The sequence below is a fragment of the Pseudomonas sp. EA_65y_Pfl1_P113 genome (assembly GCF_963970525.1).
GTDB classification, from domain to species: Bacteria; Pseudomonadota; Gammaproteobacteria; order Pseudomonadales; family Pseudomonadaceae; genus Aquipseudomonas; species Aquipseudomonas tritici.
Map to the genome: position 1 here is coordinate 107,562 of NZ_CAXAQM010000017.1, position 17,342 is coordinate 124,903.

General features: G+C 59.7%; 18 protein-coding genes. 9 read left to right on the forward strand and 9 right to left on the reverse strand.

Annotated features, from left to right (window positions below):
- The first annotated feature begins 115 nt into the window (after positions 1–115).
- The gene (gene sthA / locus AACY52_RS17055; protein ID WP_049709420.1) at positions 116–1,510 is read left to right on the forward strand and encodes a Si-specific NAD(P)(+) transhydrogenase; all 1,395 of its coding nucleotides are present in this window, start codon (positions 116–118) and stop codon (positions 1,508–1,510) included.
- A gap of 42 nt (positions 1,511–1,552) precedes the next feature.
- Here sthA and AACY52_RS17060 read toward each other — a convergent pair whose 3' ends face one another.
- Both AACY52_RS17060 and AACY52_RS17065 read right to left on the reverse strand, forming a co-directional pair.
- Positions 1,553–2,275, reverse strand: coding sequence for a glycerophosphodiester phosphodiesterase (locus AACY52_RS17060; RefSeq protein WP_339414862.1), 723 nt, complete (start codon positions 2,273–2,275; stop codon positions 1,553–1,555).
- Between the two features lie 44 nt (positions 2,276–2,319).
- Positions 2,320–2,898, reverse strand: a complete 579-nt coding sequence (locus tag AACY52_RS17065) for a PilZ domain-containing protein (protein WP_065889487.1) — start codon at positions 2,896–2,898, stop codon at positions 2,320–2,322.
- Positions 2,899–2,992: 94 nt separating this feature from the next.
- On the opposite strand from AACY52_RS17065, the gene AACY52_RS17070 reads away from it, so the two are divergent.
- The 3 genes from AACY52_RS17070 to AACY52_RS17080 all read left to right on the forward strand — a co-directional run bounded on the left by AACY52_RS17070 (position 2,993) and on the right by AACY52_RS17080 (position 6,241).
- On the forward strand, positions 2,993–4,243 hold the full coding sequence (locus AACY52_RS17070) for a lipoprotein-releasing ABC transporter permease subunit (protein WP_339414861.1): 1,251 nt from the start codon (positions 2,993–2,995) through the stop codon (positions 4,241–4,243).
- A gap of 7 nt (positions 4,244–4,250) precedes the next feature.
- Complete coding sequence (gene lolD, locus AACY52_RS17075; RefSeq protein WP_164487915.1) at positions 4,251–4,934, forward strand: lipoprotein-releasing ABC transporter ATP-binding protein LolD; 684 nt, start codon at positions 4,251–4,253, stop codon at positions 4,932–4,934.
- Positions 4,935–4,996: 62 nt separating this feature from the next.
- Entirely contained in the window at positions 4,997–6,241 is a 1,245-nt protein-coding gene (locus AACY52_RS17080; RefSeq protein ID WP_339414860.1) for a lipoprotein-releasing ABC transporter permease subunit, read from the forward strand.
- A gap of 115 nt (positions 6,242–6,356) precedes the next feature.
- Here the strand turns inward: AACY52_RS17080 and AACY52_RS17085 are convergent, their stop codons facing one another.
- Together AACY52_RS17085 and AACY52_RS17090 are read right to left on the reverse strand one after the other, a co-directional pair.
- Positions 6,357–7,703: a heavy metal sensor histidine kinase gene (locus AACY52_RS17085; protein WP_339414859.1), complete on the reverse strand. Its 1,347-nt coding sequence runs from the start codon at positions 7,701–7,703 to the stop codon at positions 6,357–6,359.
- A complete protein-coding gene (locus tag AACY52_RS17090) occupies positions 7,700–8,380 on the reverse strand; it encodes a heavy metal response regulator transcription factor (RefSeq protein WP_339414858.1) in 681 nt (226 codons plus the stop codon). Before AACY52_RS17090 ends, AACY52_RS17085 begins: the two co-directional genes overlap by 4 nt.
- Before the next feature lie 155 nt (positions 8,381–8,535).
- On the opposite strand from AACY52_RS17090, the gene AACY52_RS17095 reads away from it, so the two are divergent.
- Positions 8,536–9,048, forward strand: a complete 513-nt coding sequence (locus AACY52_RS17095) for a cupredoxin family protein (protein ID WP_339414857.1) — start codon at positions 8,536–8,538, stop codon at positions 9,046–9,048.
- Positions 9,049–9,183: 135 nt separating this feature from the next.
- The gene (gene queF, locus AACY52_RS17100) at positions 9,184–10,014 is read left to right on the forward strand and encodes an NADPH-dependent 7-cyano-7-deazaguanine reductase QueF (protein WP_339414856.1); all 831 of its coding nucleotides are present in this window, start codon (positions 9,184–9,186) and stop codon (positions 10,012–10,014) included.
- Positions 10,015–10,150: 136 nt separating this feature from the next.
- Here the strand turns inward: queF and AACY52_RS17105 are convergent, their stop codons facing one another.
- Positions 10,151–10,417 carry a DUF4404 family protein gene (locus AACY52_RS17105; RefSeq protein ID WP_339414855.1) on the reverse strand — a complete coding sequence of 89 codons (267 nt, stop codon included), beginning with the start codon at positions 10,415–10,417 and terminating at the stop codon, positions 10,151–10,153.
- 110 nt (positions 10,418–10,527) lie between these two features.
- Positions 10,528–11,136: an HAD family phosphatase gene (locus AACY52_RS17110; RefSeq protein ID WP_339438686.1), complete on the reverse strand. Its 609-nt coding sequence runs from the start codon at positions 11,134–11,136 to the stop codon at positions 10,528–10,530.
- 196 nt (positions 11,137–11,332) lie between these two features.
- Between AACY52_RS17110 and AACY52_RS17115 the strand changes: the two genes are divergently transcribed.
- Complete coding sequence (locus tag AACY52_RS17115; RefSeq protein WP_049709410.1) at positions 11,333–12,022, forward strand: VacJ family lipoprotein; 690 nt, start codon at positions 11,333–11,335, stop codon at positions 12,020–12,022.
- Between the two features lie 61 nt (positions 12,023–12,083).
- Here AACY52_RS17115 and AACY52_RS17120 read toward each other — a convergent pair whose 3' ends face one another.
- The gene (locus AACY52_RS17120) at positions 12,084–12,380 is read right to left on the reverse strand and encodes a PilZ domain-containing protein (protein WP_339438685.1); all 297 of its coding nucleotides are present in this window, start codon (positions 12,378–12,380) and stop codon (positions 12,084–12,086) included.
- A gap of 276 nt (positions 12,381–12,656) precedes the next feature.
- Between AACY52_RS17120 and rssB the strand changes: the two genes are divergently transcribed.
- Positions 12,657–13,838, forward strand: coding sequence for a two-component system response regulator RssB (gene rssB, locus AACY52_RS17125; protein ID WP_339414852.1), 1,182 nt, complete (start codon positions 12,657–12,659; stop codon positions 13,836–13,838).
- Entirely contained in the window at positions 13,838–14,320 is a 483-nt protein-coding gene (rssC, locus tag AACY52_RS17130) for an anti-sigma factor antagonist RssC (RefSeq protein ID WP_029293846.1), read from the forward strand. Before rssB ends, rssC begins: the two co-directional genes overlap by 1 nt.
- Before the next feature lie 103 nt (positions 14,321–14,423).
- Here rssC and tal read toward each other — a convergent pair whose 3' ends face one another.
- Positions 14,424–15,350 (reverse strand): transaldolase, encoded by a 927-nt coding sequence (gene tal / locus AACY52_RS17135; RefSeq protein WP_339414851.1) that lies wholly within the window; start codon positions 15,348–15,350, stop codon positions 14,424–14,426.
- Between the two features lie 331 nt (positions 15,351–15,681).
- Entirely contained in the window at positions 15,682–16,668 is a 987-nt protein-coding gene (gene dusA, locus AACY52_RS17140; protein WP_339438681.1) for a tRNA dihydrouridine(20/20a) synthase DusA, read from the reverse strand.
- Positions 16,669–17,342: the final 674 nt, after the last annotated feature.

Genomic DNA, 17,342 nt, shown 5'->3' on the forward strand with positions numbered 1-17,342 from the left:
TATAGACTGTGCCCCGGTTCACACACTTGAGCCAAATTGTCCTTCATGACCGCTGGCCGCGGCATGATTTAGCCCGGCGTCCAACCGTACGCCTGGCCTGTTCTGAGGAGTACGCATGGCTGTCTACAACTACGACGTGGTGGTACTGGGTTCCGGCCCAGCTGGAGAAGGTGCGGCGATGAACGCCGCGAAGGCCGGGCGCAAGGTGGCGATGGTCGATAGCCGTCGCCAAGTCGGCGGTAACTGCACCCACCTGGGCACCATCCCGTCCAAGGCCTTGCGTCACTCGGTGCGCCAGATCATGCAGTTCAACACCAACCCGATGTTCCGGGCCATTGGTGAGCCGCGCTGGTTCTCGTTCCCGGACGTGCTGAAAAGCGCCGAGAAAGTCATCTCCAAGCAGGTTGCTTCGCGTACGGGCTACTACGCCCGTAACCGTGTCGACCTGTTCTTCGGCACTGGCAGCTTCGCCGACGAGCAAACCGTCGAAGTGGTCTGCCCCAACGGCGTGGTCGAGAAGCTAGTGGCCAAGCACATCATCATCGCCACCGGTTCACGCCCGTATCGTCCGGCGGATATCGATTTCCACCACCCGCGTATCTACGATAGCGACACCATCCTGAGCCTGGGCCACACCCCGCGCAAACTGATCATCTACGGTGCCGGCGTGATCGGCTGTGAATACGCCTCGATCTTCAGCGGCCTGGGGGTGCTGGTGGAGCTGGTCGACAACCGTGACCAGTTGCTGAGCTTCCTCGACTCGGAAATTTCCCAGGCGTTGAGCTACCACTTCAGCAACAACAACATCACCGTGCGCCATAACGAAGAGTATGAGCGGGTCGAAGGCCTGGATAACGGTGTGATCCTGCACCTCAAGTCCGGCAAGAAGATCAAGGCCGACGCCTTGCTGTGGTGCAACGGCCGTACCGGCAACACTGACAAGCTCGGCATGGAAAACATCGGGGTCAAGGTCAACAGTCGTGGTCAGATCGAGGTCGATGAAAACTACCGTACCTGCGTGACCAACATCTACGGCGCCGGTGACGTGATCGGCTGGCCGAGCCTGGCCAGTGCCGCCCATGACCAAGGCCGTTCGGCGGCGGGCAGCATCGTCGACAATGGCAGCTGGCGCTACGTGAACGACGTGCCGACCGGGATCTACACGATTCCCGAGATCAGCTCGATCGGCAAGAACGAGCACGAACTGACCAAGGCCAAGGTGCCCTACGAAGTGGGCAAGGCGTTCTTCAAGAGCATGGCGCGTGCGCAGATCGCCGGTGAGCCGCAAGGCATGCTGAAGATCCTGTTCCACCGTGAAACCCTGGAAGTGCTCGGCGTGCACTGCTTCGGCTACCAGGCTTCGGAGATCGTCCACATCGGCCAGGCGATCATGAACCAGCCGGGTGAACTCAATACCCTCAAGTATTTCGTCAACACCACGTTCAACTACCCGACCATGGCTGAAGCCTATCGGGTAGCTGCCTACGACGGCCTCAACCGGCTTTTTTGAGCGGCTCCGGCCGGTGGCCTGAGCCGGCCGGGGAGACCGATTTCAGTAATTCCCGAGGGTGGCAGTGGCCAAACCGGGAAAGTCTGTAATCAGGCTATCTACGCCGAAGTCGGCGAGCCTGCGCATCAGCGCAGGTTCGTTGACTGTCCACACGGATACGTGCAAACCCTGGCGCTGGGCTTTTTCCAGACGTTCAGGGGTGCACAGCGTCCAGTTCAACGCCAGATACTCACAGCCGTAGTTTTGCGCGACCTTCAGCGGGTCGAGCCAGGCGTACTCGGCCACCAGGCCGCGTGACAGGTCGGGGGTGAGGTCAACCGCTGCTTTCAATACTTCCCTTGAGCTTGAGGTGACGGTGACTTTGTCCATCAGGCCAAAGCGCACGGCCATCTCGCGGATCGCCAGCACCGTGGTGGCGGCGCGGGTGCGTGAGGCGCTTTTGACTTCCAGTTGCCAGTGATCGAAGTCGCACTTTTCGAACAGCTCCTCCAGGCGCGGGATCGGGCACGGCTGGATCCAGCCCGGGCCGCCTTTGCGCGCATCCATCTTCACCAGGTCCGCCGCCGAATACTCGACGACCTTGCCACGCCGGTCGGCGGTGCGTTTTAGGGTCGGGTCGTGCATGACCATCAGCTCCCCGTCCATGGACAGGTGCAAGTCCAGTTCGCAACGGCGTACGCCGTGCTTGAGGCACTCCTGAAAGCTGGTCAGGGTGTTTTCCGGTGCTTCGCCTTTGGCACCGCGATGGCCGTAGATCAGGGTCACAGTTGCTCCTTCGCGCCAGGATGACTGGCGTAGTGAATACACATTCAGATGTCGTCGCTTTGTTCCCGCGCCAGGCGACGTTCCTGGGCCTGTTTCTGCAGGATGTAGCGCGCGAGCAGTTGGCGTTGGGCATCGGTCATGGATTCGAATTCCGTGCCGACGTCAAAGCCATCGCCTTTGGGATCGCAATGGGTGACGCGCGCGCGCAGCAGCAGGCCGAGCGCCTGGGGCATCAGCACCAGTTTGACCGCGAGGTGTGCGCCAGTCGCCAGGGGAGTGGGGTGTTGGAAGTCGATACCGCCTTCGGAAATGATCACCGGTTGCGGTGCGCCGACCTCATCCAGCAGGCCGCGCGCCATGATCTGGCTGAGCAGGTCCACGCGTTTGTTCTGCACGCGGAGGAAGGCGGCGAGGGTGCGATCCTTCTCGCTGAGCTGACGCAACAGGTGCTGGGCTTCGAATTCACTCAGGTGCAACTCGCTGAGCAGGTTGAACAGCGGCGAATCATCCAGCAACACTTCCTTGCTCGCCGCTTCGGGGGCAGACAGGCTTTTGATTTGGAGTGCGATCATGTCGTCGATACGGTAGTATTCGCGGCGCTCTTCTTCATCTAATGTCGACATGGCGAACCCCAGGTAACGGTAATGGTCTGAGTGTAAAGCTGCTTACCAGACCCCGCCACCGGGACGTCTTCTTTTCCTCCGAACAAGCCCCGACATGTTCAGACCTCTCTTCGTATTTATCGGCACGCGTTATACCCGTGCAAAGCGTCGCAATCATTTTGTGTCGTTCATTTCCCTGACCTCGATGATCGGGCTCGCCTTGGGCGTGGTCGTGATGATCGTGGTGCTCTCGGTGATGAACGGCTTCGATCATGAGATGCGCACCCGCGTGCTGGGCATGGTGCCCCACGCGACTATTGAGGGCGATGCGCCCATCAGTGACTGGCAAAGCCTCGCCGACAAGGTCAAGCAGAACCCCAAGGTACTGGCCGTTGCGCCGTTTACCCAGATGCAGGGGTTGCTGACCAACGACGGCAAGGTGCAGAAGATCCTGCTCAATGCCATCGACCCGGCCCAGGAACGCAAAGTCTCGATCATCGACAAGTTCATGTTGCAGGGCAAACTCGATGACTTGGCGCCGGGCAGCTTCGGCATCGTGATCGGCGACAAGGCTGCGGCCAAGCTCGGCGTGGGCCTCGGCGACAAGCTGACCTTCGTCGCGCCGGAAGTCACTGTGACCCCGGCCGGTATGTTTCCGCGCATGAAGCGCTTTACCGTGGTGGGCACCTTCCACGTGGGTGCCGGCGAGATCGACGGCTACCTCGGCCTGACCAACCTCACCGACCTGGCCCGCCTGCATCGCTGGCAGCCGGACCAGGTGCAGGGCTTGCGCCTGAAGTTCAACGACCTGTTCGACGCGCCGCGCGGTGCCTGGGAAATCGCCCAGCATTTGGGTGAGAGCCAATACTACGCCCGCGACTGGACCCGTACCCACGGCAACCTGTACCAGGCCATCCGCATGGAAAAAGCCATGATCGGCCTGCTGTTGCTGCTGATCGTCGCCGTGGCGGCTTTCAATATCATCTCCACGCTGGTGATGGTGGTGAATGACAAGAAGGGCGATATCGCCATCCTGCGCACGCTTGGCGCCACGCCGGGGCAGATCATGGCGATCTTTATGGTGCAAGGCACGGTGATTGGCGTGGTCGGCACCTTGATCGGCACCGCCGTCGGGATCCTGGCTGCGTTGAATGTCAGCGCCGCCATTGCCGCACTGGAAAACGTGCTCGGCCATAAGTTTCTCAACGCTGACGTCTACTTCATCGACTACTTGCCGTCCCAGGTGCAAACCCAGGACGTGTTGATGGTGGGCGGCGCTGCGTTGGTCCTGAGTTTCCTTGCCACCCTGTATCCAGCCTGGCGCGCGGCACGTACCCAGCCAGCACAGGCCTTACGTTATGAGTGAATCGGGCATGAGTGAAAAAGCAATCCTGAGCTGCCGAAACCTGGGCAAATCCTACGAGGAGGGCCCGGAATCGGTTGTCGTGTTGTCCAACCTGCAACTTGAACTGCACCCCGGCGAGCGCGTAGCGATCGTCGGCAGTTCGGGCTCCGGCAAAAGTACCTTGCTGAACCTGCTGGGCGGGCTTGATACGCCGTCCCAGGGCAGCGTATGGCTGGCTGGTGAAGAACTGTCGGCCCTGGGCGAAAAGGCCCGTGGCCAATTGCGCAACCGTTCTTTGGGCTTTGTGTACCAGTTCCACCACCTGTTGCCGGAGTTCACCGCCCTGGAAAACGTGTGCATGCCGCTGTTGATCGGCAAGACCGCGATCCCGCAAGCCCGCCAGCGCGCCAAGGCCTTGCTGGAACGCGTCGGCCTCGGCCATCGCCTGGAACACAAGCCGGCCGAACTGTCCGGCGGCGAGCGTCAGCGTGTGGCGATTGCCCGCGCCCTGGTGAACAACCCGGGCCTGGTGATGCTCGACGAGCCCACCGGCAACCTCGACTCCCACACTGCCCAGGGCATCAAGGACTTGATGCTGGAACTGAGCACCCAGATGCGCACCGCGTTCCTGGTGGTGACCCATGACATGAGCATGGCCCGGCAGATGGACCGCGTGTTGCACCTGCAGGAAGGTCATCTGGTCGCCATCTGACCCGTTTCAAGCCCGGTGCTTTAAGCGCCGGGCTTTTTCATTTTTTCAGGCGGTGCACGCGAATGTTCAGACCGTTATCGATTTTCATCGGCACGCGCTATACCCGCGCCAAGCGCCGCAACCGTTTTGTATCGTTTATCTCGATGACCTCGATGATCGGCCTCGCCTTGGGCGTATTGGCGATGATCGTGGTGCTGTCGGTGATGAACGGCTTCCAGCGCGAAATGAGCTCGCGCATCCTCGGCATGGTGCCCCACGCCACCATCGTCGGCGTGAACCCGATTGACGATTGGCAGCCCGTGGCCGCCGCCGCGATGAAGAATCCGGAAGTGACTGCCGCAGTACCTTTCACGCAGATGGACGGCATGTTTTCCTACAAGGGCGCGATGCAGCCGATCGAGATCAGCGGCGTCGACCCAGCGCAGGAAGGCAAGGTGTCGATCGTGGCCCAGCACATCGTGCGCGGCAAACTGGATGACCTGAAACCCGGCGAGTTCGGCGTGGTGGTCGGCGAAATCACTGCCCGGCGTTTTCGCCTGAATGTGGGCGACAAGCTGACCCTGATCGTGCCGGAAATCAGCACCGCACCGGGGGGGATCACCCCGCGCATGCAGCGCTTGAACGTGGTCGGGATCTTCAAGGTTGGCGCCGAGCTGGATGGTTCGATGGCCTTGATCCACATGGCCGACGCGGCCGAGATACAGCATTGGCAGCCGAACCAGGTGCAAAGCGTGCGCCTGGCGGTGAAAGACCTGTATGCGGCGCCCAAGGTCTCGGCGGATATCGCCGCCAGCCTGGGCGCGGCCTATAAGCCTGATGATTGGACGCACACTCAAGGCAGCCTGTTCAGCGCAATGAAAATGGAAAAGACCATGATCGGCCTGCTGTTGCTGATGATCGTCGCTGTGGCGGCGTTCAACATCATTGCTACCTTGATCATGGTAGTGAACGACAAAGGCGCAGACATTGCGATTCTGCGCACCATCGGCGCCACGCCACGGCAGATCATGGCGATCTTCATGGTGCAGGGCACGGTGATCGGTATCGTCGGTACCCTGATTGGCGGTGTACTGGGCGTGATAGCGGCGCTGAACGTGAGTGAGCTGGTGGCTTGGGTGGAGCGAGTCACCGGGCAGCACATCTTCAGTTCGGATGTGTACTTTGTCAGCAACCTGCCTTCGGAGCTGCAAGGCGGGGATGTGGTGCTGATCTGCGCGGCGGGGTTTGTGTTGAGCTTTTTGGCGACGCTGTATCCGGCGTATCGGGCGGCGAAGATAGAGCCGGCGCATGCCCTCAGGTATTCGTAGGATGTAAGACCGCTTTCGCGAGCAAGCCCGCTCCCACATTTTGACCGCATTTCACAGGATGTACTCGGTCGAATGTGGGAGCGGGCTTGCTCGCGAAAGGGCCGGCACAGCTGCATCAATCTACTGTTGGCAACTCAATCACAAACCGCGTCAACCCCACTTCAGACTCACAAAAAATCCTCCCCCCATGCGCCCGCACAATCGACTGGGTAATCGCCAACCCCAGCCCCGCGTGCTCGCTGCTGCCCTCGTGCCGCGCTGGATCAGCCCGATAGAAGCGGTCAAACAACTTCGGTAACAGCTCGGGTGGAATGCCTTCCCCTGTGTTCTCAAGCGTCAACCTCACGCCATCCGTCATCTGCACCCTTACTTCGCCGCCCGCTGGCGTAAACCGCAGCGCGTTATCCAGCAAGTTCGACAGGGCCCGGCGCAACATGCTGCGATCACCCCGCGTATGGGCAGTACCTTCGCGAATCAGGCTGACTTGGGCGTCTTCCGCCAGCAACGCGAAAAACTCCAGCAAAGCATCCACTTCATCTGCCAGCGCCAAAGGCTCGCGCTTGGGCATGAGCAAGCCATGATCCGCTTTGGCCAGGTACAGCATGTCGTTGACCAACTGCGCCATCCATTGCAGCTCTTCCAGGTTGCTGTGCAGCGCCTCGCGGTAATCCTCCAGCGGGCGTGGCTGGGTCAGGATCACTTGGGTATGGGTCAGCAGGTTCGACAGTGGCGTGCGCAGTTCATGGGCGATATCGGCGGAGAACGCTGAGAGGCGCTGGAACGCGTCGTCCAGGCGACCCAGCATGGCGTTGAAGGCCTGGGCCAGCTCGGCCAGTTCCACCGGCATGTGTTTCTGGGGCAGGCGTTGGGTCAGGGAGTGCGCGGACACACTGGCAGCCACTTCACCCATGCGTCGCAACGGCCGTAACCCACTGCGCGCGGCCCAGGCGCCGAGCAGGGCGGTGGTCAGGGCCGACAGGCCGACGGTGAGCCAGATCAGGTGCTGCATGCGCTGCAGGAAATGTTGGTGGTGGGTGATGTCGAGCATCAGCGTCAGTTGGGGTGAGTCGGGTTGGTTTGCCCTCAGCGGCGCGTTGTACACCCGATAGTCGGTGCCGGCATTTTGCAGGCTGTGCAGGCCGGGTGCGTCTGGCAAGTTCACGCTTGGCGCATCGTCCAGCCAGCGCTGGCCGGCGGCGGTGATGCGCAGCCTGAGCTCGGGTTGGCGATTGAGTTCGGCGCGCAGTTGCGCTTCACGTCTGGCGAATGCGTCTGGCGAATCGACACCCTGCAAGGTGCTGCGCAGCGCCACCAGTTGGCTGTCGAGCTGTTGCTGGTCCAACTCAATGAAGTGCGCCTCGCTGGCGTGGTTGAACAGCACGCCGGCGATCAACGACACCACTGCGGTGCAGGCGGCAAACAGCAGCGCCAGGCGGCTGGCCAGGGACAGGCGCTTGATCAATTGACGCGCTCCTCCAGCACGTAACCCATGCCGCGTACGGTGTGGATCAGTTTGGTAGGGAAGTTATCGTCGACTTTCAGGCGCAAGCGGCGGATCGCGACTTCGATGATGTTGGTGTCGCTGTCGAAGTTCATGTCCCAGACCTGGGAGGCGATCAGCGATTTGGGCAGCACTTCGCCCTGGCGGCGCAGCAGCAATTCCAGCAGGGAGAATTCCTTGGCGGTCAGGTCGATACGCTGGCCGTCCCGTTCGACGCGGCGGCGGATCAGGTCAAGGCGCAGGTCGGCCAGGTGCAGTGCGGTTTCCTGAGGCGAGCTGCTGCCACGGCGCAACAGGCTGCGTACGCGGGCCAGCAGTTCGGAAAAGGCGAAGGGTTTGACCAGGTAATCGTCTGCGCCCAGTTCAAGACCGTGCACACGGTCTTCCACCGCGTCGCGGGCGGTGAGGAACAGCACCGGGATGTCCAGGCCTGCACTGCGCACGGCGTGGAGGATTTGCCAGCCATCACGGCCGGGCAGCATCACGTCGAGGATCAGCAAGTCGTAGTCCCCGGTCAGTGCCAGGTGCTGGCCGCTGGTACCGTCGGCCACCAATTCGGTTGTAAAGCCCGCCTCGGCCAGTCCCTGGCGCAGATAATGGCCGGTTTTGGGTTGGTCTTCGACGATCAGCAGTTTCATGGGCGGCTCTTGGCAACGGTTCACGACGGCTTTATACCTTGGGTGCCAGGGCAGGGGGCCAAGCTGACAAAGTTGTAATCTAGCAGTCAGCTGGCTGGCAGCGACGTCATCTTAGAGTGCTGCCCAAGCTCGTTACACATTTTTGGAGAATAGACATGGCGTTACGTACACCCCTGTTGTTGGCGGGTTGCCTGCTGGCGTTGAGTTTCGATGCGGTGGCTGATGCGGCGCACGCCTATGCCTTCGGCCAGCCAGCCCCTGCGAGCAAAGCCACGCGCACCGTGGAAGTGACGCTGCAGGACATTTCCTTTTCGCCAAAGTCCCTGGACGTAAAAGCTGGTGAGACGGTGCGCTTTGTACTGGTCAACAAGGGCCGGTTGCTCCACGAATTCAACCTGGGTGATGCGGCCATGCATGCCGAGCACCAGAAGGAAATGTTACAGATGCAGGCCAGTGGCATGCTCACCGCCACCGGTATGGGCGAAATGGACCACAGCGCCATGGGCCATGGCGCGATGAAGCACGATGACCCCAATAGCGTATTGGTCGAGCCTGGTAAAACTGCCGAGTTGACCTGGACTTTTACTAAGGCCACGGGCCTGGAGTTTGCCTGCAACCTTCCGGGGCATTACCAGGCGGGCATGGTCGGCAAGCTTAACGTCAACTAATTCGCAGGTGGCGTCTTGAAGCGAGTCCGGTGAGGCGCTTGCCTGAGCTTCTACGGGGTGGGGCGGCGCTGTGTTTTTTAAGGGTAGGCGCAAAGGCTGGTAGACTGGCGCGGTTTATTTAGCCAGGTTTCCGCCATGCATCCCGCAGCCGAACATTCGCCGCTGGGCAAGTCCAGTGAATACATCTCCACCTACACCCCTTCCTTGCTGTTCCCGATCCCGCGTGCCGCCAAATGGGCCGAGCTGGGCCTGAGTGCCGAGACCTTGCCTTATAAGGGCGTGGATTTCTGGAACTGCTTCGAACTGTCCTGGCTGCTACCGTCGGGCAAGCCGGTGGTGGCCATCGGTGAATTCAGTATCCCGGCCGACTCGCCGAACATCATCGAGTCAAAGTCGTTCAAGCTGTACCTCAACTCGTTTAACCAGACCGCGTTTGCCGATACGGCCAGCCTTGAGGCGACTCTGCGTACCGACCTCAGCGCCGCTGCCGGCAAACCGGTGAGCGTGCGCATCCGCAGCCTGGCCGAGATTGAGGCCGAAGGCGTGATGGCGTTGCCCGGCGTGTGCATTGATGAGCTGGATATCAACGTCAGCAGCTACGAGCATCCGCGCCCGGAATTACTGCGTTGCGATGAATCGCGCATCGTAGAGGAGAGCGTGCACAGCCACCTGCTCAAATCCAACTGCCCGGTGACCAGCCAGCCGGACTGGGGCAGTGTGGTGGTGGAGTACCGTGGCTCGGCGCTGGATCACGCCAGTCTGCTGGAATACCTCGTGAGCTTTCGCCAGCACTCGGACTTTCACGAGCAATGTGTAGAGCGCATTTTTCTCGACCTGCAGCGTTTACTCAAGCCTGAGAAGTTGACGGTGTATGCGCGGTACGTGCGGCGTGGCGGGTTGGATATCAACCCGTATCGCAGCACGGAAGAGGTGGCGTTCCAGAACGTGCGCCTGGCCCGTCAGTAGCCTTCATATAAAGCCAATGTGGGAGCTGGCTTGCCTGCGATGGCGGTGTATCAGTCGACTGAAGAATGACTGAAAGATCGCTATCGCAGGCAAGCCAGCTCCCACATTGGGTTCTGCGTTTGGCTTGGGGCAGGAATCAGATCCCGATGTTGCCCAAAGTGACCATGATATTGCGCAAAGTCCCGGAAATGACCGGGTGTTCGGCGTCGAACTCGATAGCAGCTTGATTCACATCGTCAGAAATACTGGGTGTCTGGGTGGCCGGTTCCAGTTCGAGTTGTAATTCAAACTTGGCAATCAAGGCCTCCAGCGCTTCACGTTTCTCTTCCGACAGCGGCGGTTCCTGTTCCAACTGCCCGCGCAGGATCTCGACCTGTTCTTCCAGTTTTTTGCGATCAGGCATGACATGTTTCCTTTTATCGATAGGCACTGGCATAGACCGCGGCACGCCGAGAAAGGTCTACGGGCTGACCTGTAGATTAATCCACCGGCGGCGACTGTGCATGATCCGTGTCAGGGCTTTTCGCCTTTGAGCTGGCGCAGGCTGATGTCGGCCAGGCAGGTGCCGAGTTCGCCCAGGTGATCAATGACCGAGTGCACGCCCAACCCGTACAGGGCGACGGTGGCCTTGCCGCGCTTGTGTTCGCGTTCCTGTTCGGTCAGCGCTTGCCATTGTTCGGGTGCCATGCCGCACAGCGAGCCGCAGGAGGCCAGGGCGATGGTCCACAACCCGGCATTGAGCCCGGATTGCAATAGGCGCGGTTCGCCGCTGACCAACACGCAGCCTCCCAGGCGTTCGATGTTCAGCGCCATCAAGGCTTGCCAGCAGGCATGCGGCGCCGGCCAGCGGATCGAGGAAGGTGGCGTCGCCTTGACCCAGTCTGGCAGCGTGACGGCCAGGGGCGCAGTGACAGAGGGAGGGAGTTCATCCAGCCAGGCGCAGGGGACGCCTTGTTCCTTGAGGCTGCGCAGGATTTTCAGCGCGCCAGGTGTGGCTTGGGAATCGGGGGCGGTCGAATCGGTGCGCGCCCGGGAACCGAAGTCCACCAGGCAGCCACTCAAACCAAACAAAACGGCAGTCAAGGCGGGAGCACTGGCGATAGCTATTTCGGCGTGAGGCATGTCGACATCCCTGAAATAGCTCTGACGCTATCGAGGCTAGATGACAAGTCGATGACAAGATTGTTAATTGTAGGAATTTTGTCCATTTTGCGTGCGACAGCTTCCCGGAAGCTGCCTAATTGGACACTTCCGTCATATACTGAACGCCTTATTCAGGGCATAGCGCCCATGACAGACCATTCAAGGAGCAAAAGCTATGCGCTGGAGCCACTACTTCGCTCAGCTGTCGGTGTGTGCCACTGTCTTGCTGGCCCCGTTCGCCGCACACGCAGCGTCGGAAGATGATCCATGGGAAAGCGTCAACCGCCCCATCTTCACCTTCAACGACACCGTTGATACCTATGCCCTCAAGCCATTGGCCCAAGGCTATGAGTGGATTACCCCGCAATTTGTCGAAGACGGTATCCACAACTTCTTCCGCAACATCGGCGACGTCGGCAACCTGGCCAACAACGTGCTGCAGCTCAAGCCTCACAATGCCGGTGTCGACACTGCCCGTTTGCTGGTCAACACCACCTTCGGCGTGCTCGGCTTTATTGACGTGGGCACCAAAATGGGGCTGCAGCGCAGCGATGAAGACTTCGGCCAGACCCTCGGCTACTGGGGTGTTGGCAGCGGTCCATACGTGATGATCCCGCTGCTGGGCCCAAGCACACTGCGCGATGCGCCGTCCAAGTACGTGGACAGCTACACGCAGCCGTACCGCTACATGGATGATGTTTCCCTGCGCAACAGTGTCATGGGGTTGGGCATTGTTGACGCCCGCGCCAGTTTGCTCGACAGCGAAAAACTGATCACAGGTGACAAGTACACCTTCATCCGCAACGCCTACCTGCAGAACCGTGAGTTCAAGGTCAAGGATGGCAAGGTTGTGGACGACTTCTAAGCTGTGACGTTTTGAAATGAAAAAAGGCGACCCCAGCGGTCGCCTTTTTTGTGCGCGTCTTTCAGCGCATCTTCAGGATTTTGAGGCCAAGGTGCTGGTCTTCCCCTTTGGCTTTGGCCCACACCACCTCGGTGTCCGCCTCCAGTCCTTTCAGTGCGGCGTGCTCCGAATCGATGCGCACCGTCAGCAGGTCGCCGACGTTGAACTCGCGAGTCGCCTTTACCTGCATACCAGAGCTGGAAAGGTCCACGCAAACCCCGGCAATCTCCTGCCCCGCATAGATCAGAGACACATCGGCATCCACACGCATGCGGATGAAATCGCGTTTTTCAGCGTAGTCGCGCTCATGCTCGCTCATAGGTTTCATCCTTACTTTGTGTTGTGGTCGTGCCTGTTCTTATAACTCCCGGTGATTTGCGGTGTAAAGACGTCCGGCGACCATCGGCATGAGCTTGAAACCCCTGTCGGATGGGAGTACCGTCTGCGCCTTAGAAGGGCACCTCTGCTTTACCTTTGTGCATGGGCAAAATCCCAATGCTTTGTAGGACAGAGAGGCTAGAAAGCGAATCCAGTACGTGAGCCCGGCCATTGCCGAGCCGCCTACGCCAACCTAATTCTGGCGCCGTTTGCCCACATGCAAAAAACCAGTGCCACGCTGCTGATAATCGATGACGACGAAGTAGTGCGCGCGAGCCTCGCGGCCTATTTGGAAGACAGTGGCTTCAGCGTCCTGCAGGCCAGTAATGGCCAACAGGGTCTCCAGGTATTCGAGCGCGACCAGCCCGACCTCGTGATCTGCGATCTGCGCATGCCCCAGATGGGCGGCCTCGAGCTGATTCGGCAGGTGACTGAGCTCGCCCCGCAGACGCCGGTGATTGTCGTGTCCGGCGCCGGCGTGATGAATGATGCGGTCGAAGCCCTGCGCCTGGGTGCTGCCGACTACCTGATCAAGCCCCTGGAAGACCTGGCGGTGCTGGAGCACTCGGTGCGCCGTGCCCTGGATCGTGCACGCCTTCTGGTGGAAAACCAGCGCTACCGTGAAAAGCTCGAAACCGCCAACCGCGAACTCGAAGCCAGCCTTAACCTGCTTCAGGAAGACCAGAACGCCGGTCGCCAAGTGCAGATGAACATGCTGCCAGTCAGCCCCTGGACCATCGACGAATTCCAGTTTGCACACCAGATCATCCCTTCTCTGTACCTGTCGGGTGATTTTGTCGATTACTTCCGCGTTGATGAGCGGCGTGTCGCGTTCTACCTGGCCGACGTCTCCGGCCATGGTGCTTCCTCGGCTTTTGTCACCGTGTTGTTGAAGTTCATGACCACACGGCTGCTGTTCGAATCCAAACGCAATGGCACCTTGCCGGAGTTCACCCCCTCCGCGGTGCTGGGCCACATCAACCGGGGCTTGATCAGCTGCAAGCTGGGCAAGCACGTGACGATGGTCGGCGGCGTTATTGACGAAGAAACCGGTCTTTTGACCTACAGCATCGGCGGTCACCTGCCGATGCCAGTGTTATACACTCCAGACAGTGTGCGTTACCTGGAAGGGCGTGGTCTGCCCGTAGGCTTATTCAATGAAGCCACCTACGAAGACCACATCCTGGAACTGCCGCCGACGTTCAGCCTTACGCTGATGTCCGACGGCATCCTGGACCTCCTTCCAGAGCCTACACTCAAAGAGAAAGAAGCCGCTTTGCCCCAAAAGGTCAAGTCGGCGGGCGGCAGCCTGGATGGCCTGCGGCAGGTTTTTGGATTGGCCACGCTAGGGGAGATGCCGGATGATATCGCCCTATTGGTGTTGAGCAGGAATCTTTGATGAGTACCGGAAGAATCCAATTCGCCGAGCAAGACGGGACCTTCGTCCTGAAATTTGTCGGTGAAGTGCGCCTGACCTTGTGTTCGGCGCTGGATGCGACGATTGAGCGGATCTTCACAGCACTGAATTTCTCGGCGATCGTGATCGATCTGACCGAAACCCGCAGCATCGATAGCACCACCCTTGGGCTGTTGGCCAAGTTGTCCATTCTGTCTCGGCAGAAGGTCGGCCTGTTGCCTACGGTCGTCACCACCCACGAAGACATTACCCGGCTGCTGCAGTCCATGGGCTTCGACCAGGTGTTCAACATCGTTGACCGCCCCATCCCCTGCCCGGAATGCCTGACTGACCTGCCGTCGCAGGACCAGTCCGAGGAAGTGGTGCGTTTGAAGGTGCTGGAGGCACACAAGATCCTGATGGGCCTCAACGAGTCCAATCGCGAAGCCTTTCACGACCTCGTGAATGCCCTTGAACGCCACTGATCCCCAACTGCTGAAACACAGTTGAACCGAGGCCGGCTTGAGCCCGTGGGCACTAAAAAGGGCGGTACCCGCGAGGGTACCGCCCTTCTTGCAGCTGCCCGCCTTACAACTTGGCAGTCAACAGCGCCTCCAGCTTTTCCTGATCTCGCGCAAACTGACGAATCCCTTCCGCCAACTTCTCAGTCGCCATCGCATCCTCGTTGGACTCCCAACGGAACTGCGCTTCAGTCAGATGCACACGGGCTTCACCGGCATGGCCCGGCGACAGCTTACGCGCCAGCGTGCCCTCATCCGCCGCCAGCTTCTCCAGCAGGTCCGGGCTGATGGTCAGGCGATCACACCCAGCCAACTCTTCAATCTGGCTCAGGTTACGGAAGCTCGCACCCATCACCACAGTCTTGTAGCCATTGGCCTTGTAGTAGTTGTAGATACGTGTCACCGACTGCACGCCTGGGTCTTCGGCGCCGGTGTAGTCGTTGCCGTTGGCCTTCTTGTACCAGTCGTAGATACGGCCGACGAACGGCGAAATCAGGAACACACCAGCCTCTGCGCACGCCACGGCCTGGGCGAACGAGAACAGCAGGGTCAGGTTTGTCTGGATGCCTTCTTTTTCCAGCTGTTCGGCGGCGCGGATGCCTTCCCAAGTTGAAGCGATCTTGATCAGCACGCGGTCGCGGCCAACGCCGGCTTTGTCGTACAGGTCGATCAGACGGTGCGCACGCTTGAGTACGGCGTCAGTGTCGAACGACAGACGGGCATCCACCTCGGTGGAAATGCGGCCCGGTACCACTTTGAGGATCTCTTGACCCACCGCCACCGCAAAACGGTCGCTGGCCAAGCCCACGTCGCCGTTGCAGTCCTTGACGCACTCATCCAGCAGCTTGGCATAGCCTGGGATCGAAGCGGCCTTGAGCAGCAGGGAAGGGTTGGTGGTGGCGTCTTGCGGCTTGAGTTTGGCGAGGGTAGAAAAATCGCCGGTATCGGCTACGACGGTGGTGAACTGCTTGAGTTGTTCCAGCTTGGAAGTCATGGGCGTGCTCTGTCCTATGGGTCTGATGACATTACCCGAGCGCCGGCAGGCACTCAAGGGCGCAAATGCGTTCGATCGTTTGCGAGGGCAACAACCTGAAAACAGCCGTTTGAATCGCAGGTCTGGCTGCTAAATAGGAGGCCAAAACGGCCAGCAGGTTCAACCGAAGTAGCGCATGAACACCACGATAAAATGTCGGAGCCGGCTTGCCTGCGATAGCGGCACCACAGCCGCCGATATTTACCAGAGGTAAGCTAATCCAACTGTGGGGGAGGGCTTGCTCGCGAAAGCGTCAGTCCAGTCACCTCCTGCCCCGACTGACACACCCTCATCACCGTCCTTCCAACAGCTCTGCGGCCTGATCCAACAACGCCAACGGATCACTCGCCTTATGAATATCCACCGACAGCAACTGCCTGAACCTGCGAGCCCCCGGGAAACCCGTGCCCAACCCCAACACATGCCGCGTAATGTGATGCATCGTCCCGCCGGTCGCCAAATGCTCAGCGATATAAGGCCGCAACTGCGCCAACGCCTGCGCCCGGCTAATCACCGGCGCTTCACTGCCAAACAACTGCTGATCCACCTCCGCCAGCAGATAAGGATTGTGATAAGCCTCCCGCCCCAGCATCACGCCATCAAACGTCTGTAAATGCTCATGGCACTGCTCCAACGTCTTGATCCCGCCGTTGAGAATAATCTCCAACTCCGGAAAGTCCCGTTTCAACTGCGCCGCTACGTCATAGCGCAACGGCGGAATGTCGCGATTCTCTTTCGGCGACAACCCCTCCAGAATCGCAATCCGCGCATGCACGGTAAAACTGGTGCATCCCGCCTCTTTCACCTGGCCGACGAAATCACACAGCTCGGCATAACTGTCCCGTCCGTTGATCCCGATGCGGTGCTTCACCGTTACCGGGATCGACACCGCATCGCGCATTGCCTTCACGCAATCGGCTACCAGGGCAGGGTGCGCCATCAGAATTGCGCCGATCATATTGTTCTGCACCCGGTCGCTGGGGCAGCCGACGTTCAGGTTTACTTCGTCATACCCCGCAGCCTCGGCCATGCGCGCGCACGCCGCCAGATCGGCAGGCACGCTGCCACCCAATTGCAGCGCAAGCGGGTGCTCGGCTTCGTTGTGACGCAGGAAGCGCTCGTGATCGCCGTGCAGGATCGCGCCGGTGGTGACCATTTCGGTGTAGAGCAGCGCGTGTTTGGAGAGCAGGCGCAGGAAGTACCGGCAATGGTGGTCCGTCCAATCCATCATGGGGGCAACGGAGAAGCGGCGGCAGAGGGGAGCGGTTTGTAGGGGCATTGGGAATCTGAGTCAACGTGGCGAATGGGGCGCAGTTTATCAGGGATGGGTCTAGGGTGTGGGAGGGGCTTGTGCGCTTCTCACCACCTCGCGTTGCACAGTGCTTCGTGTGGAATGTGTCGGGACCGGAGGGAGGCCAGTACGTTAGATATCGTGGTCTGACCCCGATATCTGACCCCGATATCCCCGCATGAGCCTCCGGATCTAGTTGGCGCCTCGGGAAAAGGGTTAGTTTTTTTTGAGTAGGGTGTGTTCGCCTGCAGGCCCCGTATTTGCTGGGCTAGAGACCTAACTTCGATGGGTTAGGTTAAAAGTTAGGAATTTGTAACTATCTGTTTTTAAAGGAATAAATATATTTAATATTTAACATCAATAAAGGTTAGGTAATTACGTACCTAGGCCGGGGGATCCTCTGACGCCACATGCATGATTGCGCGCTGCTCATTCGTCCCACATTCGCGCGCGCTCCCTCTCCCCGCACAGTGTTAGATGCAGCCAGTTGTCGAGTTGCTGGGATTGGAGCGACAGGCACTAGCGATCAGCATTGTGTAGTGGTCAACTAATTCCGGACACCTCGATAGGTGGTTTCGACGCCATTGCCCGTTCGTAAACGGTCGGTGGCAGATATCCCAGTTTTGAGTGCAGCCGCTCGTTGTTGTAAAACCCAACGATGT

Excerpts from the sequence above, each read along its gene's own strand:
- sthA (WP_049709420.1), top strand. The coding sequence starts at position 116 with ATGGCTGTCTACAACTACGACGTGGTGGTACTGGGTTCCGGCCCAGCT.
- AACY52_RS17065 (WP_065889487.1), bottom strand. The coding sequence starts at position 2,898 with ATGTCGACATTAGATGAAGAAGAGCGCCGCGAATACTACCGTATCGAC.
- AACY52_RS17070 (WP_339414861.1), top strand. The coding sequence starts at position 2,993 with ATGTTCAGACCTCTCTTCGTATTTATCGGCACGCGTTATACCCGTGCA.
- lolD (WP_164487915.1), top strand. The coding sequence starts at position 4,251 with ATGAGTGAAAAAGCAATCCTGAGCTGCCGAAACCTGGGCAAATCCTAC.
- AACY52_RS17080 (WP_339414860.1), top strand. The coding sequence starts at position 4,997 with ATGTTCAGACCGTTATCGATTTTCATCGGCACGCGCTATACCCGCGCC.
- AACY52_RS17090 (WP_339414858.1), bottom strand. The coding sequence starts at position 8,380 with ATGAAACTGCTGATCGTCGAAGACCAACCCAAAACCGGCCATTATCTG.
- AACY52_RS17095 (WP_339414857.1), top strand. The coding sequence starts at position 8,536 with ATGGCGTTACGTACACCCCTGTTGTTGGCGGGTTGCCTGCTGGCGTTG.
- queF (WP_339414856.1), top strand. The coding sequence starts at position 9,184 with ATGCATCCCGCAGCCGAACATTCGCCGCTGGGCAAGTCCAGTGAATAC.
- AACY52_RS17105 (WP_339414855.1), bottom strand. The coding sequence starts at position 10,417 with ATGCCTGATCGCAAAAAACTGGAAGAACAGGTCGAGATCCTGCGCGGG.
- AACY52_RS17110 (WP_339438686.1), bottom strand. The coding sequence starts at position 11,136 with ATGCCTCACGCCGAAATAGCTATCGCCAGTGCTCCCGCCTTGACTGCC.
- AACY52_RS17115 (WP_049709410.1), top strand. The coding sequence starts at position 11,333 with ATGCGCTGGAGCCACTACTTCGCTCAGCTGTCGGTGTGTGCCACTGTC.
- AACY52_RS17120 (WP_339438685.1), bottom strand. The coding sequence starts at position 12,380 with ATGAGCGAGCATGAGCGCGACTACGCTGAAAAACGCGATTTCATCCGC.
- rssB (WP_339414852.1), top strand. The coding sequence starts at position 12,657 with ATGCAAAAAACCAGTGCCACGCTGCTGATAATCGATGACGACGAAGTA.
- rssC (WP_029293846.1), top strand. The coding sequence starts at position 13,838 with ATGAGTACCGGAAGAATCCAATTCGCCGAGCAAGACGGGACCTTCGTC.
- tal (WP_339414851.1), bottom strand. The coding sequence starts at position 15,350 with ATGACTTCCAAGCTGGAACAACTCAAGCAGTTCACCACCGTCGTAGCC.
- dusA (WP_339438681.1), bottom strand. The coding sequence starts at position 16,668 with ATGCCCCTACAAACCGCTCCCCTCTGCCGCCGCTTCTCCGTTGCCCCC.